The 16,792-nt window shown below is 71.3% G+C and carries 11 protein-coding genes, 2 tRNA genes, 1 other RNA gene and 2 pseudogenes; 6 read left to right on the top strand and 10 right to left on the bottom strand.

Translation table 11 applies throughout. The features are described 5' to 3' along the window. The first annotated feature begins 123 nt into the window (after positions 1-123). The 5 genes from ACFVJQ_RS12740 to ACFVJQ_RS12720 all read left to right on the top strand — a co-directional run bounded on the left by ACFVJQ_RS12740 (position 124) and on the right by ACFVJQ_RS12720 (position 4,005). A complete protein-coding gene (locus ACFVJQ_RS12740) occupies positions 124-1,140 on the top strand; it encodes an ABC transporter ATP-binding protein (protein WP_385783268.1) in 1,017 nt (338 codons plus the stop codon). After that, positions 1,137-1,904 (top strand): ABC transporter permease, encoded by a 768-nt coding sequence (locus ACFVJQ_RS12735; protein ID WP_385783266.1) that lies wholly within the window; start codon positions 1,137-1,139, stop codon positions 1,902-1,904. Before ACFVJQ_RS12740 ends, ACFVJQ_RS12735 begins: the two co-directional genes overlap by 4 nt. Beyond that, positions 1,877-3,304, top strand: coding sequence for a sensor histidine kinase (locus ACFVJQ_RS12730; RefSeq protein WP_385783263.1), 1,428 nt, complete (start codon positions 1,877-1,879; stop codon positions 3,302-3,304). Before ACFVJQ_RS12735 ends, ACFVJQ_RS12730 begins: the two co-directional genes overlap by 28 nt. A 2-nt stretch (positions 3,305-3,306) precedes the next feature. Beyond that, positions 3,307-3,909 (top strand): response regulator, encoded by a 603-nt coding sequence (locus ACFVJQ_RS12725; RefSeq protein ID WP_385783354.1) that lies wholly within the window; start codon positions 3,307-3,309, stop codon positions 3,907-3,909. A gap of 23 nt (positions 3,910-3,932) precedes the next feature. Next, positions 3,933-4,005: transfer RNA gene (locus tag ACFVJQ_RS12720), tRNA-Gly, on the top strand. 45 nt (positions 4,006-4,050) lie between these two features. Here ACFVJQ_RS12720 and ACFVJQ_RS12715 read toward each other — a convergent pair. From ACFVJQ_RS12715 to ffs, 6 genes are all read right to left on the bottom strand, one after another. Then, positions 4,051-4,950, bottom strand: a complete 900-nt coding sequence (locus tag ACFVJQ_RS12715; RefSeq protein ID WP_385783260.1) for a phosphoribosylaminoimidazolesuccinocarboxamide synthase — start codon at positions 4,948-4,950, stop codon at positions 4,051-4,053. 73 nt (positions 4,951-5,023) lie between these two features. Further along, complete coding sequence (locus ACFVJQ_RS12710) at positions 5,024-6,529, bottom strand: N,N-dimethylformamidase beta subunit family domain-containing protein (protein ID WP_385783257.1); 1,506 nt, start codon at positions 6,527-6,529, stop codon at positions 5,024-5,026. Positions 6,530-6,708: 179 nt separating this feature from the next. Continuing rightward, positions 6,709-8,838, bottom strand: a complete 2,130-nt coding sequence (locus ACFVJQ_RS12705) for a hypothetical protein (RefSeq protein WP_385783254.1) — start codon at positions 8,836-8,838, stop codon at positions 6,709-6,711. Positions 8,839-9,123: 285 nt separating this feature from the next. Further along, complete coding sequence (gene purD / locus ACFVJQ_RS12700) at positions 9,124-10,374, bottom strand: phosphoribosylamine--glycine ligase (RefSeq protein WP_385783252.1); 1,251 nt, start codon at positions 10,372-10,374, stop codon at positions 9,124-9,126. A 165-nt stretch (positions 10,375-10,539) separates the two neighbouring features. Next, on the bottom strand, positions 10,540-12,888 hold the full coding sequence (locus ACFVJQ_RS12695) for a DNA polymerase III subunit gamma and tau (protein WP_385783249.1): 2,349 nt from the start codon (positions 12,886-12,888) through the stop codon (positions 10,540-10,542). 69 nt (positions 12,889-12,957) lie between these two features. Beyond that, positions 12,958-13,056, bottom strand: an RNA gene (ffs, locus tag ACFVJQ_RS12690) — signal recognition particle sRNA small type. Between the two features lie 72 nt (positions 13,057-13,128). On the opposite strand from ffs, the gene ACFVJQ_RS12685 reads away from it, so the two are divergent. Then, positions 13,129-13,216: transfer RNA gene (locus tag ACFVJQ_RS12685), tRNA-Ser, on the top strand. Between the two features lie 64 nt (positions 13,217-13,280). Here ACFVJQ_RS12685 and ACFVJQ_RS12680 read toward each other — a convergent pair. The 4 genes and pseudogenes from ACFVJQ_RS12680 to ACFVJQ_RS12665 all read right to left on the bottom strand — a co-directional run bounded on the left by ACFVJQ_RS12680 (position 13,281) and on the right by ACFVJQ_RS12665 (position 16,031). Continuing rightward, positions 13,281-14,531: pseudogene (locus tag ACFVJQ_RS12680) on the bottom strand (tyrosine-type recombinase/integrase). A gap of 10 nt (positions 14,532-14,541) precedes the next feature. Further along, entirely contained in the window at positions 14,542-14,775 is a 234-nt protein-coding gene (locus ACFVJQ_RS12675) for an excisionase family DNA-binding protein (RefSeq protein WP_385510617.1), read from the bottom strand. Next, a pseudogene (locus ACFVJQ_RS12670) lies at positions 14,768-15,394 on the bottom strand (replication initiator); the annotation flags it as partial. The pseudogene ACFVJQ_RS12670 and the gene ACFVJQ_RS12675, both read right to left, overlap by 8 nt. A gap of 277 nt (positions 15,395-15,671) precedes the next feature. Then, positions 15,672-16,031: a hypothetical protein gene (locus ACFVJQ_RS12665; protein WP_385783246.1), complete on the bottom strand. Its 360-nt coding sequence runs from the start codon at positions 16,029-16,031 to the stop codon at positions 15,672-15,674. Positions 16,032-16,792: the final 761 nt, after the last annotated feature.

Genomic DNA, 16,792 nt, shown 5'->3' with positions numbered 1-16,792 from the left:
AGGCCCCGGTCATCGACCGGGGCCTTTGGCGTAGGTGCGGATGGCCGGCGTCTGACATTTGTCATCCCGAGTGGTGACACCGTGCACTCCTGCCGGGCCGCGGCCGCCGGGATGCTTGTGGTCATGAACACGAAAGAACACGAGCACGTGATCGAGGTCACCGACCTGAGGCGTGTGTACGGGGGCGGGTTCGAGGCTGTGCGCGGGATCACGTTCCACGTGAAACGTGGCGAGCTCTTCGCGCTGCTGGGCACCAATGGCGCCGGCAAGACCTCCACCGTCGAACTGCTGGAGGGGCTCGCGGCGCCCGCCGGAGGCCGGGTGCGGGTGCTGGGAAGTGATCCCTGCACCGAGCGGGCCGTCGTCCGGCCGCGGACCGGGGTCATGTTGCAGGAGGGCGGCTTTCCGTCGGAGCTGACCGTCGCGGAGACCGTGCGGATGTGGGCGGGCTGTACGAGCGGGGCAAAGAGGGGTGCGCGGCGCAGCCGCTCGTTGGAGGGGTGGCGGCGGGAGACGGGCGGGACGGTGGACGAGGCGCTGGAGCTCGTGGGGCTCGGCCCGCGGTCCGGCGTACGCGTGAAGCAGCTGTCCGGGGGTGAACGGCGGCGCCTGGACCTGGCGCTCGCACTGCTCGGCGATCCCGAGGTGCTGTTCCTGGACGAGCCGACGACCGGGCTGGACGCCGAAGGGCGACGGGACACCTGGGAGTTGGTCCGCAGGCTGCGGGACACGGGGACGACGGTCCTGCTGACCACGCACTACCTCGAGGAGGCGGAGGGGCTGGCCGACCGGCTGGCGATCATGCACAAGGGGCGGATCGCGGCCACCGGAACACCGGCCGAGGTGACGGCGTCACAGCCGGCCCGGATCTCCTTCGAGCTGCCCCACGGCTACTTCCTGGGAGACCTGCCGCCCCTCGGTGAGCTGGGGGTCGTCGGGCACGAGGTGGACGGGCGGGCCGTACGGCTGCGGACGCACGAGGTGCAACGGGCGGCCACCGCGCTGCTGGTGTGGGCCCGGGACACCGGGGTCGAACTGCGGGGGCTGGATGTGCGGTCGGCCTCGCTGGAGGAGGCGTTCCTGCAGATCGCCGGGCGCGATGCCGCCGCCGAGGCGGAGAAGGCGGGGGTGGCCGCATGACCACGACCATCACGGCTCGGATGAGTGCGCTGGCGCGGGCCGAACTGACCCTGCTGGTACGCAGCCGGGCCACTCTCGTCACCGCGGTCCTCGTGCCACTGCTGCTGCCGCTGAGCCTGCGCTCCGCCGTCGACGGGATGGACCTGGCGGACGCCGGGCTCACGGTCGGCACCGTGCTCCTGCCCGCCGCCGTCGGCTTCTCCCTGCTCTTCGCGGTCTACGCCGCCCTCACCAACGCCTATGTCGTCCGCCGCGAGGAACTCGTGCTGAAACGGCTGCGCACGGGTGAGCTGCACGACCGGGAGATCCTCGTCGCCGCCGCGCTGCCGGCGACCGGGATCGGGCTCACCCAGTGCGTGCTGCTGGCGGCAGGCTGCACGGTCCTGCTGGACCTCGGAGCACCGCCCGCTCCTCATCTCGCCGTCGTCGGGGTGCTGTTGGGGCTCGTGCTGTGCGGGGCGCTGGCAGCGGTCGCGGCCGCGTCCACCAGGACCGCCGAGAGCGCCCAGGTGACCAGTCTGCCGATGATGTTCGTGTCCATGCTCGGCTCGGGCATCGCCTTCCCGCTGGAACTGCTCCCCGACCAGCTGGCCTCGGTGTGCGAACTGCTGCCGCTGACGCCGGTCATCACCCTGGTGCGCGGCGGCTGGACCGGGGACCTGTCCGCCTACGAGGCGCTGGGCGCCGTGGCGACCGCACTGGCCTGGACCGTGCTCGCCGTGTTTGCTGTACGGCGATGGTTCCGCTGGGAGCCGAGGCGCTGACGAACGGGAGGAGCGGGGCATTGCGCGGGCCGGGGAGCTGGTGGCGGGGCAAGAGCACACCGGCGAAGGTCGAGACGTACACCCGGTGGTCGTTCCACTTCTTCGCGGTGGCCGAGATCCTCACGATCGGGGTTCCGGCCGTCGGCGAGGCGGGGCCGGGGCTGGGGAGCTGGCTCCTGCTGATGGTGTGCGTGCACGCCGGGGTCTGCGCCGTGACCGCCTCGCGGGCTCTGGACTGGACGCGCGGCAGGCGCGAGCAGCCGGTCCGTCTGCTGTGGACACTCGGCGCGCTCAGTACGGTGATCTCCGTCACCTCGCTCGCCCTCGTGAAGCACCTCCCGGTCCGGGGTGAGGCCGCCACCGCCACGGGCGCGGTCTTCGGGGTCGTCCTGATCTTCGGTGTCGGCAGCATCACGCTCGGCATCCGCAGCCGGCGGCGGGTGTTCGCGGTCGTGGCCGGCTGCGCCGTGGGCGCCGGAGCGGTGTCGCTGCCGCTGGGGACGTCCTGGGGAGCCGCCCTGATCGGGACGTTCGCGGTGCTGCTCGGGGGCGGGTTCCTCGCCTTCACCTCCGTCTTCTCCGTCTGGCTGCTCAACGCCGTCTACGAACTCGACGCCGCCCGCGAGACCCGGGCGCGGCTCGCCGTCGCGGAGGAACGGCTGCGGTTCGGTCGGGATCTGCACGATGTGATGGGGCGCAACCTGGCCGTGATTGCGCTGAAGAGCGAACTGGCCGTCCAGTTGGCCCGACGCGGCCGGGCCGAGGCGGTGGAGCAGATGATCGAGGTGCAGCGGATCGCGCAGCAGTCGCAGCGCGAGGTACGGGATGTCGTACGGGGGTATCGGGAGATCGACCTCGGGGCAGAACTCGCCGGTGCACACGGGGTGCTGACGGCCGCCGGTATCGAGTGCGAGGTGACCGGGGAGGTCACCGGGCTGCCGGGGGAGGTGCAGTCGGCGCTCGGATGGGTCGTGCGGGAGGCCACGACGAACGTGCTGCGGCACGGGGACGCCGGGCGATGTGTGGTGGGGCTGCGGGTGAAGGAGGGGACTGTGGTGCTCACAGTGGAGAACGACGGGGTCACCGACGGGGGTGCAGGCAGCGGGGGTCCCGGCAACGGGGTTACAGGCGACGGGGGTTCGGACAGCAGCGGTTCGGGCCGCGGGGTTTCGCAGGGCCGCAGTGCGGCGGACGACGGTGCGGGCGGTCTGCGGGCCGGGGGCGGGAGCTCGGGGCCTGCCGGGCCGCGGGCCGCGGGCGGGGGCTCCGGTCTCGCCGGGCTGCGGGAGCGGCTGACCGCGGTCGACGGGACACTGGCGGCGGGGCCGGTCGGTGGCGGGATGTTCCGGCTGGTGGCGGAGGTGCCGTTCACGGCGGCCGACTGCGAGGTCGCCTCGTGACCGTGCGCGTACTGCTCGCCGACGACGAGCATCTGATCCGGGGTGCGCTCGCCGCGCTGCTCTCCCTGGAGGACGACCTCATGGTCGTCGCCGAGGCGGCGAGCGGGCCGGAGGCGCTGGCGATGGCGCGGGCGCACGAGCCGGATGTGGCCGTGCTCGACCTTCAGATGCCCGGGGCGGACGGTGTGAAGGTGGCCACATCCCTGCGTGCCGAACTGCCCGGCTGTCAGGTGCTGATCGTGACCAGCCACGGGCGGCCCGGGCATCTGAAGCGGGCGCTGGCGGCGGGTGTGCGCGGGTTCGTCCCGAAGACGGTCAGTGCGCAGCGGCTCGCTGAGATCATCCGCACGGTGCATGCAGGGAACCGGTTCGTGGACCCCGAGTTGGCCGCCGACGCGATCTCCGCCGGGGACTCGCCACTGACCGCGCGCGAGGCCGAGGTGCTGGAGCTGGCCGCAGACGGGGCGCCCGTCGCGGAGATCGCCCAGCGGGCCGCGCTGTCACAGGGGACCGTACGGAACTATCTGTCGTCGGCCGTGTCGAAACTCGGGGCGGAAAACCGTCATACGGCGGTACGGCTCGCCCGCGAGCGAGGTTGGGTATAGTTGCTCTTGCGCCACGGCGCACTGCGGACGTAGCTCAGTTGGTAGAGCGCAACCTTGCCAAGGTTGAGGTCGCGAGTTCGAGCCTCGTCGTCCGCTCTGGACAAAGACCCCGGTCATCGCGACCGGGGTCTTTTTCGTGGCTCAGCTCCAGGTGGTGCCCGTCAGGCGCTCGTACGCCTCCACGTACTTGGCCCGGGTCGCGTCCACGACCTGCTGCGGCAGCGGGGGCGGCGGCTGCTCGCTCGTGCGGTCCCAGCCCGATTCGGCGGAGGTCAGCCAGTCGCGGACGTACTGCTTGTCGTACGACGGCTGCGCACGGCCCGGCTGCCACCGGTCGGCCGGCCAGAAGCGGGAGGAGTCCGGGGTGAGGACCTCGTCGGCGAGGACGAGTGTGTCGTTCTCGAAGCCGAACTCGAACTTGGTGTCGGCCAGGATGATCCCGCGGTCGCGGGCGATGTCGCGGGCGCGGGAGTAGACGGCGAGGGTGGCCTGGCGCAGCTGGGCGGCGGTGTCGGCGCCGACCTGGTGGGCGACCTCCTCGTAGGAGACGTTCTCGTCGTGCTCGCCGACCTCGGCCTTGGTGGCGGGCGTGAAGATCGGGGCGGGGAGTTCGGAGCCGTCGACGAGGCCTTCGGGGAGGGCGAGGCCGCAGACGGTACGGGACTCCCGGTACTCGGCGAGGCCCGAGCCGGTGAGGTAGCCGCGGGCCACGCACTCCACCGGGATCATCTGCAGCGACTTGCAGACCAGGGTGCGGCCGGCCCAGTCGGCGGGGGCGCCCGGCGGCAGCTCGGTGCTCAGGACATGGTTCGGGACCAGGTCGGCGAGCTGGTCGAACCACCACAGGGAGAGCTGGGTGAGGACGCGGCCCTTGTCGGGGATCTCGGTCGGCAGCACCCAGTCGTAGGCGGAGATACGGTCGCTGGCGACCATCACGAGGTCGCCCGCCTCGTTCTGGTACAGCTCGCGCACCTTGCCGGTGTGCAGATGCACCAGGCCCGGAACCTGGATCGGCTCGGGCTTTTCTACGAATCCGGACACGGTTCCTCCCCGTGGTTCTGTCCAATGGGTCGATTCTCCCGTATGCCGGGACGAGCGTGGACAGCGGGTCAGGTCAGTCACGTTTGCAGATGCGGTCCAGGAGGTTGGCCGTGGCCCGTTGGATACGGGCGTCCACGTGGCCGGGGCGGTCCAGGGCGGGGGACCAGGCGAACGTCCCGGCCGCGAAGACGAGAGCCCCGGAAGGGGCGCGGTAGAGGGACGTCTCCTGGTGGCGGAGCACACCCTCGCTGTCGGTGTAGGGGGAGTGCGCGAGCAGGACACGCTCGTCGTGGTCGGGGAGCGGGGCGCGCGGGAAGTAGCGGTCGGCCTCCCCCGCGACCAGGCCCTCGATCTCGTCGCCCTCGTGCGCGCCGGTCGCCTCCCACAGCCAGTGGTCGGCGTTGCGCACGATCAGGGGGTGCGGCTCGGGGACGCGGCCCGCGTACTGGATGCCGATCAACTGCTGCTCCGGGCGGTCCACTTCACGCCACAGCACCGGCCTGCCCGGCCCCTTGCGCTTGCGGCAGGTGAGGAGACGGTCCGGGGTGCCGGACGGTGCCGGGCCGAGCTCCACCTGCCAGTACATGCTGTTGGAGGAGAGGAAGACCAGGGACGTGCCGTACTCCCGGGCGAGCTCCACGGTGCGGCGCATGCTCGTTGACCAGTACTCGTCGTGGCCCGGGAAGACCAGGCCTCGGTAGCGGGTGGGGTCGACGCGGCCGGCGTGCAGGTCGCGGGCGTCGGCGTACGCGAGGTCGTAGCCGTAGCGCTCGGCCCAGCGGATGAAGTCGTAGGCGTGGCCCACATGGAGGGGCAGGCCCGCGCCCGCGTACGGCCGGTCGAAGGAGACGGTGGTCGCGGCGTCGGCCTCGCCGAGCAGCCGGCCGTGCTCGTCCCAGGCGTGGTAGAGGCTCGCACCCGTGCGGCCGTCCTCCGGGTAGAGGTTGTACGCCTGCCAGGTGATGTCCGGGAGCAGCAGGAGCAGGTCGGCCGGGTGGTGGTGGCGGACCGTGAAGGGGACGTGGGAGCGGTAGCCGTCGGCGGTGGTCAGGACGGCGACGTAGGCGCCGACGCTCCAGTACGACGGGATCTGGAGCCGCCAGGACAGCCACCAGTGGTGGCAGGAGACCGTGCGGTCTGCGGTGAGCGGCGGGGGCTGCACGATGCCTGACAGCCGGGGGCTGGTGGTGATCTTGGCTGCACCGTCACCGCCGTAGTGGCCGATGCGGTAGATGTCTACGGCGAACTCCTGGGGCGGGTCGACGGTGACGTGGAAGTCGACGGCCTCGCCGGGGGCGACCGCGCCGGTGGACGTGAAGCCCTTGATCTGGCGGTGGACGTCGTCCGCGGAGCGGGGGCCGCCGGCGGAACGGGGGGCGGGGACGCGGGGGCCGCCGGTTGCGGTGGGCGGGGGCTGCCGTCCGGGGGCCGGGTCCACGTACCAGGGGACGACGTGGCCGGTGTCGTCGAAGTACGTCTCGCTGCCGCGCAGCCAGGGGACCGGGCCCTGGCCGAAGGGATCCGTCACGGCGTGTGCCAGTGCTCCCGACTCCCAGCGGCGGATCTGCTCCGACCCCATGGTCGCTTCCCTCCCTCGGGCCCCGTTTTGTTCTATGTCGAGCGCTCTTGCCATGTGCGCGTTCACTACCCAGCACATCACATTCCGCACCGAGTCCGTCACGGTTCGTTTTGAATTGACCGAAAACGGAAGCGGGGGCTCCATATCGGGCTCCGCGCCGGGGGGCTCCACGCCGGGGCTCAGACGAGCCGTACCGGCTTCTCCGGGCGTATCCCGACCTCGGCCAGCCAGGCCCGCAGGGGCGCCGGGTCGCCGTCCTCTATGAGGCTCAGCACCTTGGGGGTCAGATCGGCTGCGCGCTCGCCGTTGACCAGGAGGGACGGGCCGTCGAGCCAGTCGAGGCCGGGGGTCGCGCCGGCGGTGTCCATCGCGGCGCAGCACACCATCGCGGTGACGTGGTCGGCGAGCAGTTCGCGGGGGGTGCGTGAGGGTTGGAGCGGGAAGAGGGGGAGCGTTCCGCCGTCCCAGAGGGGGATGTCGAGGGCGGCGGCCGGTGGGCCTGCCTGGGGGGTGAGACCAGAGGCTTCCTCCCGCGCCAGCTCCGCACTGAGCCCGGCGGCCAGGGCGGCGCAGCGGGGGGGTGGGGGTGGGGGGTCGGCTATGGGCAGGGGCTCTGAGGGCTCGTGGGTGAGCGGTTGGGGGGTCGGGGGGCTGGGGGGCTTGGTGGTGGGGGCGTTGGTGGGGGCGGGGGCGCCCGGCGCCTGGGGTGGGTGGGTGGTGGGGGCCGGGTGAGCCGAGGGGCGGGTCCTTTGGTCCGGTGCTTCGGCCGGGCGGGCCGGGGCCTCGGCCGGGCGGGCCGATGTTCCAGCTGGCTGGTCCGGTATGCCAGTTGGCTGGTCCGATGCGTCGGTCGGGCGGGCAGAGGTCCCCGTCGGCACACCCGATGCCCCGGCCGAGGAGACCGATCCCTCGGCCGACTTGCCCGATGCATCGGCCGACCGGCCCGAGGCCCCCGTCGGCACACCCGATGCCCCGGTTGATCGGTCCGGGACCCGCATCAGGGGTTCCGGTGCCGTTGGGCCGGGTGGGGGTGGGTTTGTGAGGTGGTCGAGGACGCGGGCCAGGGTTGGGCCGCTGTCCGAGCCGCGGGTGACTCGGCGGACTCCGAGGGTGTCCAGGACGCGGTGGAGGCGGGCCGCGTCCGTGCGCCACTTGCGGTCTACGACCTCGTCCGGGTACTCCTGCCAGTCCACCGGCGACCAGGCGGGACCGGATTCGGCCGGCCCGCCGTGGAAGAGGCGGGCGGCGAGCAGCGAAGCGGCCTCGTCGATCGCGCCGGGCTCTTCGAGCAGGTCGCAGGCGGGACGCTCACCCAGTCGGGAGGCGAAGCCCTCGGCCAGGCGGTCACGTCGGGACAGTTCAGTGAGGGCCGCGACGACGCCCGCGTCCAGCCGGGAGGGCCAGCGGCCCATCCGCCAGGCGGGCAGCGCGACCCGGGTGAGCAGGCGGTCCCAACCGGCGTACGCCAGCCCGACCTGTTCCTGCGCGACGATCCGCAGTCCGTAATCCACAGCCTGTGCACGCTCGGCGGCCGCGGCGGCGACCCCGCGTTCCATCTGGGCCGTGTGCTCCTGGCAGCCGCGCAGCAGCAGGCGGGCCACCCAGCCGAGGCCCGCGCACACCGTCCGGACCACGGGACCACGGCCCGGCGTCGAGACGACGGCCACCGCCGCGTCCAGGCCCCGGACGAAGCGCCGGGCCGCGGCTATGTCGGGGTGCGCGGAAGGCCCCGTACCGGCGACGACCGGGGCCAGGACCGCGCGCAGCTCCCCGACGCGCATCCACCACAGGAACGGAGAGCCGATGACGAGGACGGGGGCGGCGTCCGTACGGCGTTGGGCGTGCCGTTCGGTGCTCGACCTCCCGTCGGTGTCCCCGAGCGCGTGCGGGGGACCGTGGGCCGGATGGGTGCGGTCCTCCAGCCAGCTGTCGCAGTCCGGGGTGAGCGCTATCGCGGACGGGGCGGGGACGTCGAGACGGTCGGCGAGGTCGCGCACCAACCGGTACAGATCGGGGGCCGCCTCCTCGGCGATCGGCACCGTCGGGCTCACCGCGGGCCGCGCCCGGGCGACGAGCATCGCGAAACCGCCCGCGGCCAGCAGGACGAGGAGCGCGACCGCGCTCACCGCCCACCGGGCGACGTCCCAGCCGGGGCCGACGAGATGGCCGGTGGATCCGCCCGCGAGCAGGACCACGGCGACCGCCCCGGGCAGCACGGCGACGGCCAGCGCCCGGCTGCGGATCCGCAGCACGGCCAGCGCCCGGGAGCGCGCGGCCTGCGCCCCCGTCTCCACACCCATACCGGTCACGACCGGACCTCACCCCCTCCCGTCCTGGCTGTCCTGGCGTTGCTCACTCCCCCACTGTGGCACCCACCACTGACATCGCAATGTCGATGGGCCAAGTGCCGGAACGCTTGCGCCGCACCCTAGTTGGGGCCTCGTCCCTCGTCAGCCGGATAGGACATCGGTCACTCGATGGAATGGCTCTGGGGAGAGGTGAATGACGGAGGGCAAGGATCAGGCCCCGGCTGCGGGAGGCATCCGGGGCCTGTGAAGTGCCTGGTCAGGCGGTGGATCGTACGGGTAGTGGGGCTATGCGCCCGCCGCCTTCGCCGCGATGTCCGTACGGTGCTGGGAGCCGTCCAGACGGATGCGGGAGACCGCCAGGTAGGCCCGCTCCCGCGCCTCGGTGAGGTCACCGCCCGTCGCGGTGACGGACAGGACACGACCACCCGCGCTGACGACGGAATCGCCGTCGCGCTTGGTACCCGCGTGCAGGACGTATGCGTGCGGGGCGTCGTACGCGGCCACCTCGTCGAGACCGGTGATCGGGTCGCCGGTGCGCGGGGTGCCGGGGTAGTTGTGGGAGGCGACGACGACCGTGACGGCCGCGTCGTCGCTCCAGCGCAGGGGTTCCAGGTCGGCGAGGGTGCCGTTCGCGGCGGCCAGCAGGACGCCGGCCAGCGGGGTCTGCAGACGGGCCAGCACCACCTGGGTCTCGGGGTCACCGAAACGGGCGTTGAACTCGATCACGCGGACACCGCGGGAAGTGATCGCCAGCCCGGCGTAGAGGAGGCCGGAGAACGGCGTGCCGCGACGCCGCATCTCGTCGACCGTCGGCTGCAGGACGGTCTCCATGACCTCGTCGACCAGCTTCGGGTCCGCCCACGGCAGCGGGGAGTACGCGCCCATGCCGCCGGTGTTCGGGCCCTCGTCGTGGTCCAGCGCGCGCTTGAAGTCCTGGGCGGGCTGGAGGGGGACGACCGTCTCGCCGTCGGTGACCGCGAAGAGGGAGACCTCAGGGCCGTCGAGGAACTCCTCGATGACGACGCGCTCACAGGCGTTCGCGTGCGCCTTCGCCACGTCGAGGTCACCGGTCACGACGACGCCCTTGCCGGCGGCCAGACCGTCGTCCTTGACCACGTACGGCGGGCCGAACGCGTCGAGCGCCTCGTCGACCTCGGCCTCCGTCGTACAGACATACGAGCGGGCGGTGGGAACCCCGGCCGCGGCCATGACGTCCTTGGCGAAGGCCTTGGAGCCCTCCAGCTGCGCGGCCTCCCTGGATGGGCCGAACACCGGGATACCCGCCTCGCGCACGGCATCGGCGACCCCCGCGACAAGCGGGGCCTCCGGGCCTACGACCACCAGCCCGACGTCGAGCTGTGCGGCCAGCGCGGATACGGCCGCGCCGTCCAGGGCGTCGACCGGGTGCAGCTCGGCGACCTTGGCGATGCCGGCGTTGCCGGGGGCGCAGTGCAGCGCGGTGACGGCGGGGTCGAGGGACAGGGAGCGGCACAGGGCGTGTTCGCGGGCGCCGCTGCCGATGACGAGGACCTTCACGGGGTCAGCCTAACGGCAGGCGGCGGGGTGTCCTTGTGCGGGCTTCCGAAGGGGTGGGGGGAGGCGGCTTGTGGGTTCCTCCAAGGAGGGCTTGTGCTGACTCGAAGGAAGGCCTGCTCGAAGGAAGTCGTGCTCGAACGAGGTCCTGCTGGAAGGGGTCCTGCGCTACTCGTTCGAGAGCTCCTCCACCACCGTCGCGCCCAGTTCCCGCACGATCAGTTCCTGGCCGGAGAGGGCCGACTCGTCGAGGTCGGGGTCGTCGTCCTCGGGGATGTCGTCCTCGGGGGCGACGGGGGCGGAGGGCGGCGGCTCCGGGGCGGAGGGCGGCGAGGGGACGGGAGCGGGTGCCGGGATCGCCGGGGGCGGTGCAGGGGACGTGGCGGCCTGTGCGGGTGCGGGGCGCTGCGGAGCGGCCGCCGTACCGCTGCCGTACGCACCGGTGGCAGCGCCGCTGCCGCTGCCGTAACCACCGGCGGCACCGGCGCTGTTGTGACCGCCCGTCGCACCGCCGCCGTAGCCCCCGCCGGCGTTGAAGCCCCCGGCCGGCGGCGTGCCTGAGCCGCCCGACGGGTCGACGATCGCCTCGATCTTCCAGTTGACGTTGAACTGCTCGCCCAGCGCCTGGCGCAGCACGTCCTCGCTGCCGCTGCTCGCGAAGTTGTCCCGGGCGCCGGCGTTGACGAAACCGAGCTGGAGGGTGGTGCCGTCGAAGCCGACGACCTGGGCGTTCTGGCTGAGCAGGATCCAGGTGAAGCGGCGGCGGTTCTTGACTGCCTCCAGGATGTTGGGCCAGAGCGCGCGCGGGTCGATGCCGCCGCTCAGGGCCGGTGAGGCGGCCGGCGGGGCGGAAGGCGTGGCGGGCGTGGCAGGCGTCGGCGACGCGGACGGGGAGGCGCCGGGCGGCGTCGCGGGTCGGCCGCCGCCGCCCGCGGGGGCCGCGGTGGGCCAGCCGCCGGGCCGTCGGCCACTACCCGCGGCGGTCGCGGTGGGCCAGGCTCCGGGTGCGGAGGCTGCTGGTGCGGGAGCCGGAGGTTGGGCAGGCTCGCCCACGGCAGGAGCGGGCCCAGCGGGCAGGTCCTGACCACCCGGCGCGCCCTGAGCGGCGGCCACGCGCCGTTCCCCGGGCCCGCCCGGGCCTCCCGGTGCTCCGCTCTGCTGGGGACCACCGAGCGGGGGACCAGCCGCCGTATCCGGGGTACTCGGCGCGCCAGAGCCGCCGCCGGCCCCCCGTACGGCGGCCCGAGCCGCAGCCACGCCACCGCCCGGCGGAATCGCCGCACCCGCAGCCGCTCCCCCGTGCACCTCGGGCCCGGGCACGTACTCCATGGCGGGCGCCCCGGCACCCGTCGAGAAGTTCACCCCGCGCTCCAGCCGATCAAGACGGGCCATCATGGACCGCTCGTCCCCGTAAGCGGCCGGCAGCAGCACACGCGCGCAGATCAGCTCGAGCTGGAGGCGCGGGGAGGTCGCTCCCCGCATCTCGGTCAGCCCTTCGTTGACGATGTCGGCTGCTCGGCTCAGCTCGGCGGGGCCGAAGGTGCCTGCCTGGGCCTGCATCCGCTCCAGCACGTCGGCCGGAGCGTCGATGAGCCCCTTCTCCACCGCGTCCGGCACGGCGGCGATAATCACCAGGTCCCGCAGCCGCTCCAGCAGGTCGGCGACGAACCGCCGCGGATCATTGCCTCCCTCGATGATCCGGTCCACGACCTCGAAGGCGGCGGCCCCGTCCCCGGTGGCGAAGGCCTCGACGACGGAGTCGAGCAGTGACCCGTCCGTGTAGCCCAGCAGCGAGGTGGCCATGGCATACGTCACACCGCCCGCCCCGGCGCCCGCGAGCAGCTGGTCCATGACGGACATGGAGTCACGCACGGACCCGGCACCGGCACGCACCACCAGCGGCAGCACGCCGTCCTCGACGGGGATGTCCTCCTTCTGACACACCTCGGCGAGGTAGTCCCGAAGGGTGCCGGGTGGCACGAGCCGGAACGGATAGTGATGGGTCCGCGACCGGATCGTGCCGATGACCTTCTCGGGTTCGGTGGTCGCGAAGATGAACTTCAGATGCTCCGGCGGCTCCTCGACGACCTTGAGCAGCGCGTTGAAGCCGGCCGACGTGACCATGTGGGCCTCGTCGATGATGTAGATCTTGTACCGGCTGCTCGCGGGTCCGAAGAAGGCCTTTTCCCGCAGCTCACGGGCATCATCGACACCACCGTGCGAGGCGGCGTCGATCTCGATGACGTCGATGGACCCCGGCCCGGTCCGCGCGAGATCCCGGCACGACTGGCACTCCCCGCACGGGGTCGGCGTAGGACCTTGCTCACAGTTCAGACACCGCGCCAGGATCCGCGCGCTCGTCGTCTTGCCGCACCCACGCGGACCGCTGAACAGGTACGCGTGATTGACCCGGTTGTTCCGCAGCGCCTGCTGCAGCGGGTCAGTGACATGCTCCTGCCCGATGACCTCGGCGAACGACTCCGGGCGATAGCGGCGGTACAGCGCGAGAGACGACACGCATACGAGGTTATAGGCGCCCACTGACAACAGGCCCCGCCCAGGAAACCGCGAGCCCCCCGCCCCGGCAACGCAAGCGCCCCCCACGCACCCGCCAGAGCCAACCTACCCTTGCTGCCTTCCGGCCCTGGGGGAGTTCAGTCAGATAGCGCCGCGTGAGGGGCTTCGCACAGCCTACCTGATGCTGAGGTGCGGGAACGAGTTCGCGAGCACTCCTCTCGGTCATGTAATGTTTCCGGCGGAGGATTCGCCTAGAGGCCTAGGGCGCACGCTTGGAAAGCGTGTTGGGGGCAACCCCTCACGAGTTCGAATCTCGTATCCTCCGCCAGCCCAGAGGGCCGGACCACGAAAGTGGTCCGGCCCTCTGGCGTTCGTCCGTCTCAGTTTCCGTCTCAGTCGGCTTTTCGGCCCGCTCCGGGTGGCTCCCAGAGAGCGTCCCCGACTTGCTGGGCGACCTTGCGGAGCATGGTCCCCGTCACATGCATGTAGCGGGCGCGCATCCGCGCCGCTCCCCCGGGCTCCCAACCCATGATCGAGTCGATCACGACGTCCGGCACGCCGAGGATCAGAAGCACGGTCGCGGCGGTGTGGCGAGCGTCATGGAGACGACCGTCCCGGACGCCGGCGTCCCGAAGCAGCCGCTTTCAGACGTGGAAGTCGGTGTTCGGGCTCAGCGCCCCGCCGGTCGGTGAGGCGAAGACGTACCCCTTGCCCTCCCAGTCGGCACCGGCCGCGATCCGCTCGCGCTCCTGGGCCTCCTGGTGCTGGCGCAGAATCTTGATCAGCGGATCGGGCAGGCCGATGGTGCGCCGTCCGGCTCGGGACTTGGTGGACTTGTGCTCGCGGCGAGTCTGCTGTCGCTTCGGGCAGTACCCCGCCTTCCGCCCACACGGATCGGCACCGCAGCCGTGCGCGTACTTGGGGCGCAGCCGGTTCTTACGGATGCGGACGTACCCCGCGTCGAGGTCGACGTCCTCCCAGTGCAGCCCGAGCGCTTCACCCTGCCGCAGCCCGAGGGCTAGGGCGACGACCCACCGCGCGCTGTTGCGGAGCTTGGCCGCTTCCACGAGCAGGCTCTGAACCTCTTCGATCGTGTACGGCTCGATGTCCTCCTCTTCGAGCCGCGGAGCCTTGGCGATCTCCGCCACGTTGGTCGGGACGTGCCCGCGCCGTACCGCCTCACCGAGGGAGACCCGGATCGTCCGGTGGACGTGGTGGGCGGTGCCGGCGGAACTACCGGAGTCCTGCATCTTCCGGTAGAAGCGTTCCAGGTGCTCGGGCTCCAGGCGGTCGAGCTTGTGGGCGCCCAGGCCGGGCACCAGGTGCACGCGTACGTCGACCTCGTACCCGTCGTATGTGTTCTCGGAGACGTACGGCTTGGCGATGTTCTCGACCCAGTGCTCGAGCCAAGCCTGGAGCGTCCAGCTCTGCCCCGGCTTCCTGAGCTTCTTCTCGTCTCGCGCCCGCTCCATCTCGCGGACTGCCTTGGTCACCTCGGCCTTGGTCTTCCGCTCGATGTGACGGCGGTCGGGCCTGCCGTCGTCGCGGACGCCGACCGTCACCCGGCCGTGCCATTTCCCGTCCTTGCCGAAGTAGATGGACGAGGCCCCGTTGGGCTGGCGAGTGCGCTTCCTCTCTGCCATCCCGTCCCCCTCAGGCCGCTGCGGCGGATCGATGACGGAGCTTGGCCACGTAGGCGGGGAGGGCATCAGCGGGGACCCGTCGCAGCCGGCCGACGGTCACCGACTCGATCTCTCCGGCGAGGACGAGCCGGAAGCACATCGTGCGCCCGATACGGAGGCGCCGGGCCGCTTCTTCGACGGTCAGCAGCACCAAGGAGGGATCGGCTGTCTCCAGCACGGTGACGGCAAATCGGGACTCAGCCACGGGTTGGTTCTCCTTCCGTTCCAGGGGCGGGTTCGAGGGTTTCGGCGAGCCAGGCTTCAGCGTCGGTGAGGCCGGTTCCGGCGTAGACCCAGTGCGCGAGGACGAGGGTCGTGTCCGGATCGGTCTCGGTCGCTGCCAGGGCCTGTGCACGGCGCCATTCGGCGCGGGCGTCGCGGAGGGCGCCGAGGGTGGTGGAGTAGCGGCGGGACTTGGTGGAGAAGTGGCCGCGGAAGCCGAGCATGTGGGCCCAGGCGCGCAGGCGGAGGTGTTCGAGGTCCTTGCGGGCGCCGAGGGTCCAGGCGGTGCGGATCATGCGGCGGGCGTGGTCGCTGATGTCGAGCTGGGCGAGTTCGGCGAGGAACTTCAGCGGCCGGTCGAGAGCTCCCGTGGCGGTCTCGGCGCCCTTGGTGGCGTACTTGGCGATGTACGCGGCGACGGCCCGCTCGGTCAGCTCCTGGCCGCCGTCGAAGTCGGCCGAGCGGATGGTGCGTACATCGAGCTGACGGCCGAAGGCGAAAGCATGGGTTCGGCCATCGATGACGGGGCCGTCCACGCGAGCAGCGGCAGCGGCGGACCGGATGGCGTCGGTCAGCAGCTCGGCGGTGGCCCAGGCGGGAGGTATGAGGCGATCTGAGGAAAATCTGAGGCCGCTCGGGCAAGCACACACTTCCCGCGCGCGATCCCTCGGAGCTCGCGAACCAGTGATCAAGGTCACCGAGCGTGCCACGACCGTGCCAGAACGGGCGGGGCACACCGGGGAACGGCGGGTACTGACGTGAGCCGACAACGAGAACGGCCCCCGACCAAACTCACTGGTCAGGGGCCGATTCCCACTAGAGTGGCGGCGCCAGGATTCGAACCTGGGAAGGCTGAGCCGGCAGATTTACAGTTTGGTGTCACCACTCCCACAGCTGCCAGAACCACCAACCCCGCATTACTCCATTCTTGGCGTAAGCACCCACCTTGAATCCCAGGATTTGGCCGTAGGCCGCTGTTTCCCACGGGTCGAACGTCACATCTGGCCCAAGGCCCACCTTGGTTGCGGACATGATCCCTATCTCTGCATGCTCAGCCTCGTGGCGAGCGAGCCCAACATGGACAATGACTGTCCAACCATCAGGGGGAGGGGGAATAGGGAGCTTGTCGATTTGGACGTGCACAGTCTCGGTGGGATACGCCGCGTACGGCCCGCCGAAACCTCCGCCAGAGTGGCTGGCGTTTATCACCCCTCCTTGTTCCCAGGTGAGCGTGGACATGACGGACCTCCGTGAGTTTCAGCGGTAGCATCGAAGGGGATTGGTTGCTCGCTCGAACAGTCCAATCCCCTCACATAAATGAGGCTGAGGTGACTAAGCCTTTTGTGCCACTTGGTATCTGCCAAACGAGTGAACAAGCGGGTCAGCACTGCATCCCTCGCAGCCTGGCCCGCACTTCTCCACCACACGGAAGGCGCGGTTGCCCTGCTCGGTCGGGGCCAGGTCGTAGAAGGGTTGCCAACAGTCTCGGCAAGGTCCGCAGTCTGCAGTGCCCAGGCGCCTGGGATTCACAGAGGTCGAACGCCGACCTGTGCTCGAGGGGCCGGCTTCACCGGGCGAGGTAGGGGATCAAGGTGCGATTTGGCAACCTTCGGCGAGGTCCTGTCGACCACGCTCTCCAGTCCTGACCAGCTCGTCGATTTGGTTTGTGTCACCCGCTTGACATAACCACCTGACATCAACAGCGTCGGACGATGGCGGATGAACTCGGTCGAAGGCGGAGCACGCCGGCGACGGGCGCGGCGGAGAACTGGTGTCGACCCAGGTCGGGGCGAGTGGCGAGCGAACTCCTAAAGCGGTGTTCTCGGGGCCTCTTCCCCCAGGTGTGCCCCAGGGGTGCCTAGCAATGGAGAAGTCGCAGGTGAGAGGGGGTTGAGGGGAGCCCTCTGGAAGTGGGCTGGCTGTTCTCCGGACCGTCCGAGAGGGCCAGCAGCAACCGCCAACGGGCGCGGCGGGCTGCCGCGCCGTCAGGGATTGGTCGA

The organism is Streptomyces sp. NPDC127197, assembly GCF_042672405.1.
GTDB classification, from domain to species: domain Bacteria; phylum Actinomycetota; class Actinomycetes; order Streptomycetales; family Streptomycetaceae; genus Streptomyces; species Streptomyces flavusporus.
This window is presented reverse-complemented; position numbering and strand designations above follow the sequence as displayed.

Bases quoted from the DNA above. Each gene is read 5' to 3' on its own strand.
- ACFVJQ_RS12740 (WP_385783268.1), top strand. From the start codon at position 124: ATGAACACGAAAGAACACGAGCACGTGATCGAGGTCACCGACCTGAGG.
- ACFVJQ_RS12735 (WP_385783266.1), top strand. From the start codon at position 1,137: ATGACCACGACCATCACGGCTCGGATGAGTGCGCTGGCGCGGGCCGAA.
- ACFVJQ_RS12730 (WP_385783263.1), top strand. From the start codon at position 1,877: ATGGTTCCGCTGGGAGCCGAGGCGCTGACGAACGGGAGGAGCGGGGCA.
- ACFVJQ_RS12710 (WP_385783257.1), bottom strand. From the start codon at position 6,529: ATGGGGTCGGAGCAGATCCGCCGCTGGGAGTCGGGAGCACTGGCACAC.
- ACFVJQ_RS12665 (WP_385783246.1), bottom strand. From the start codon at position 16,031: ATGTCCACGCTCACCTGGGAACAAGGAGGGGTGATAAACGCCAGCCAC.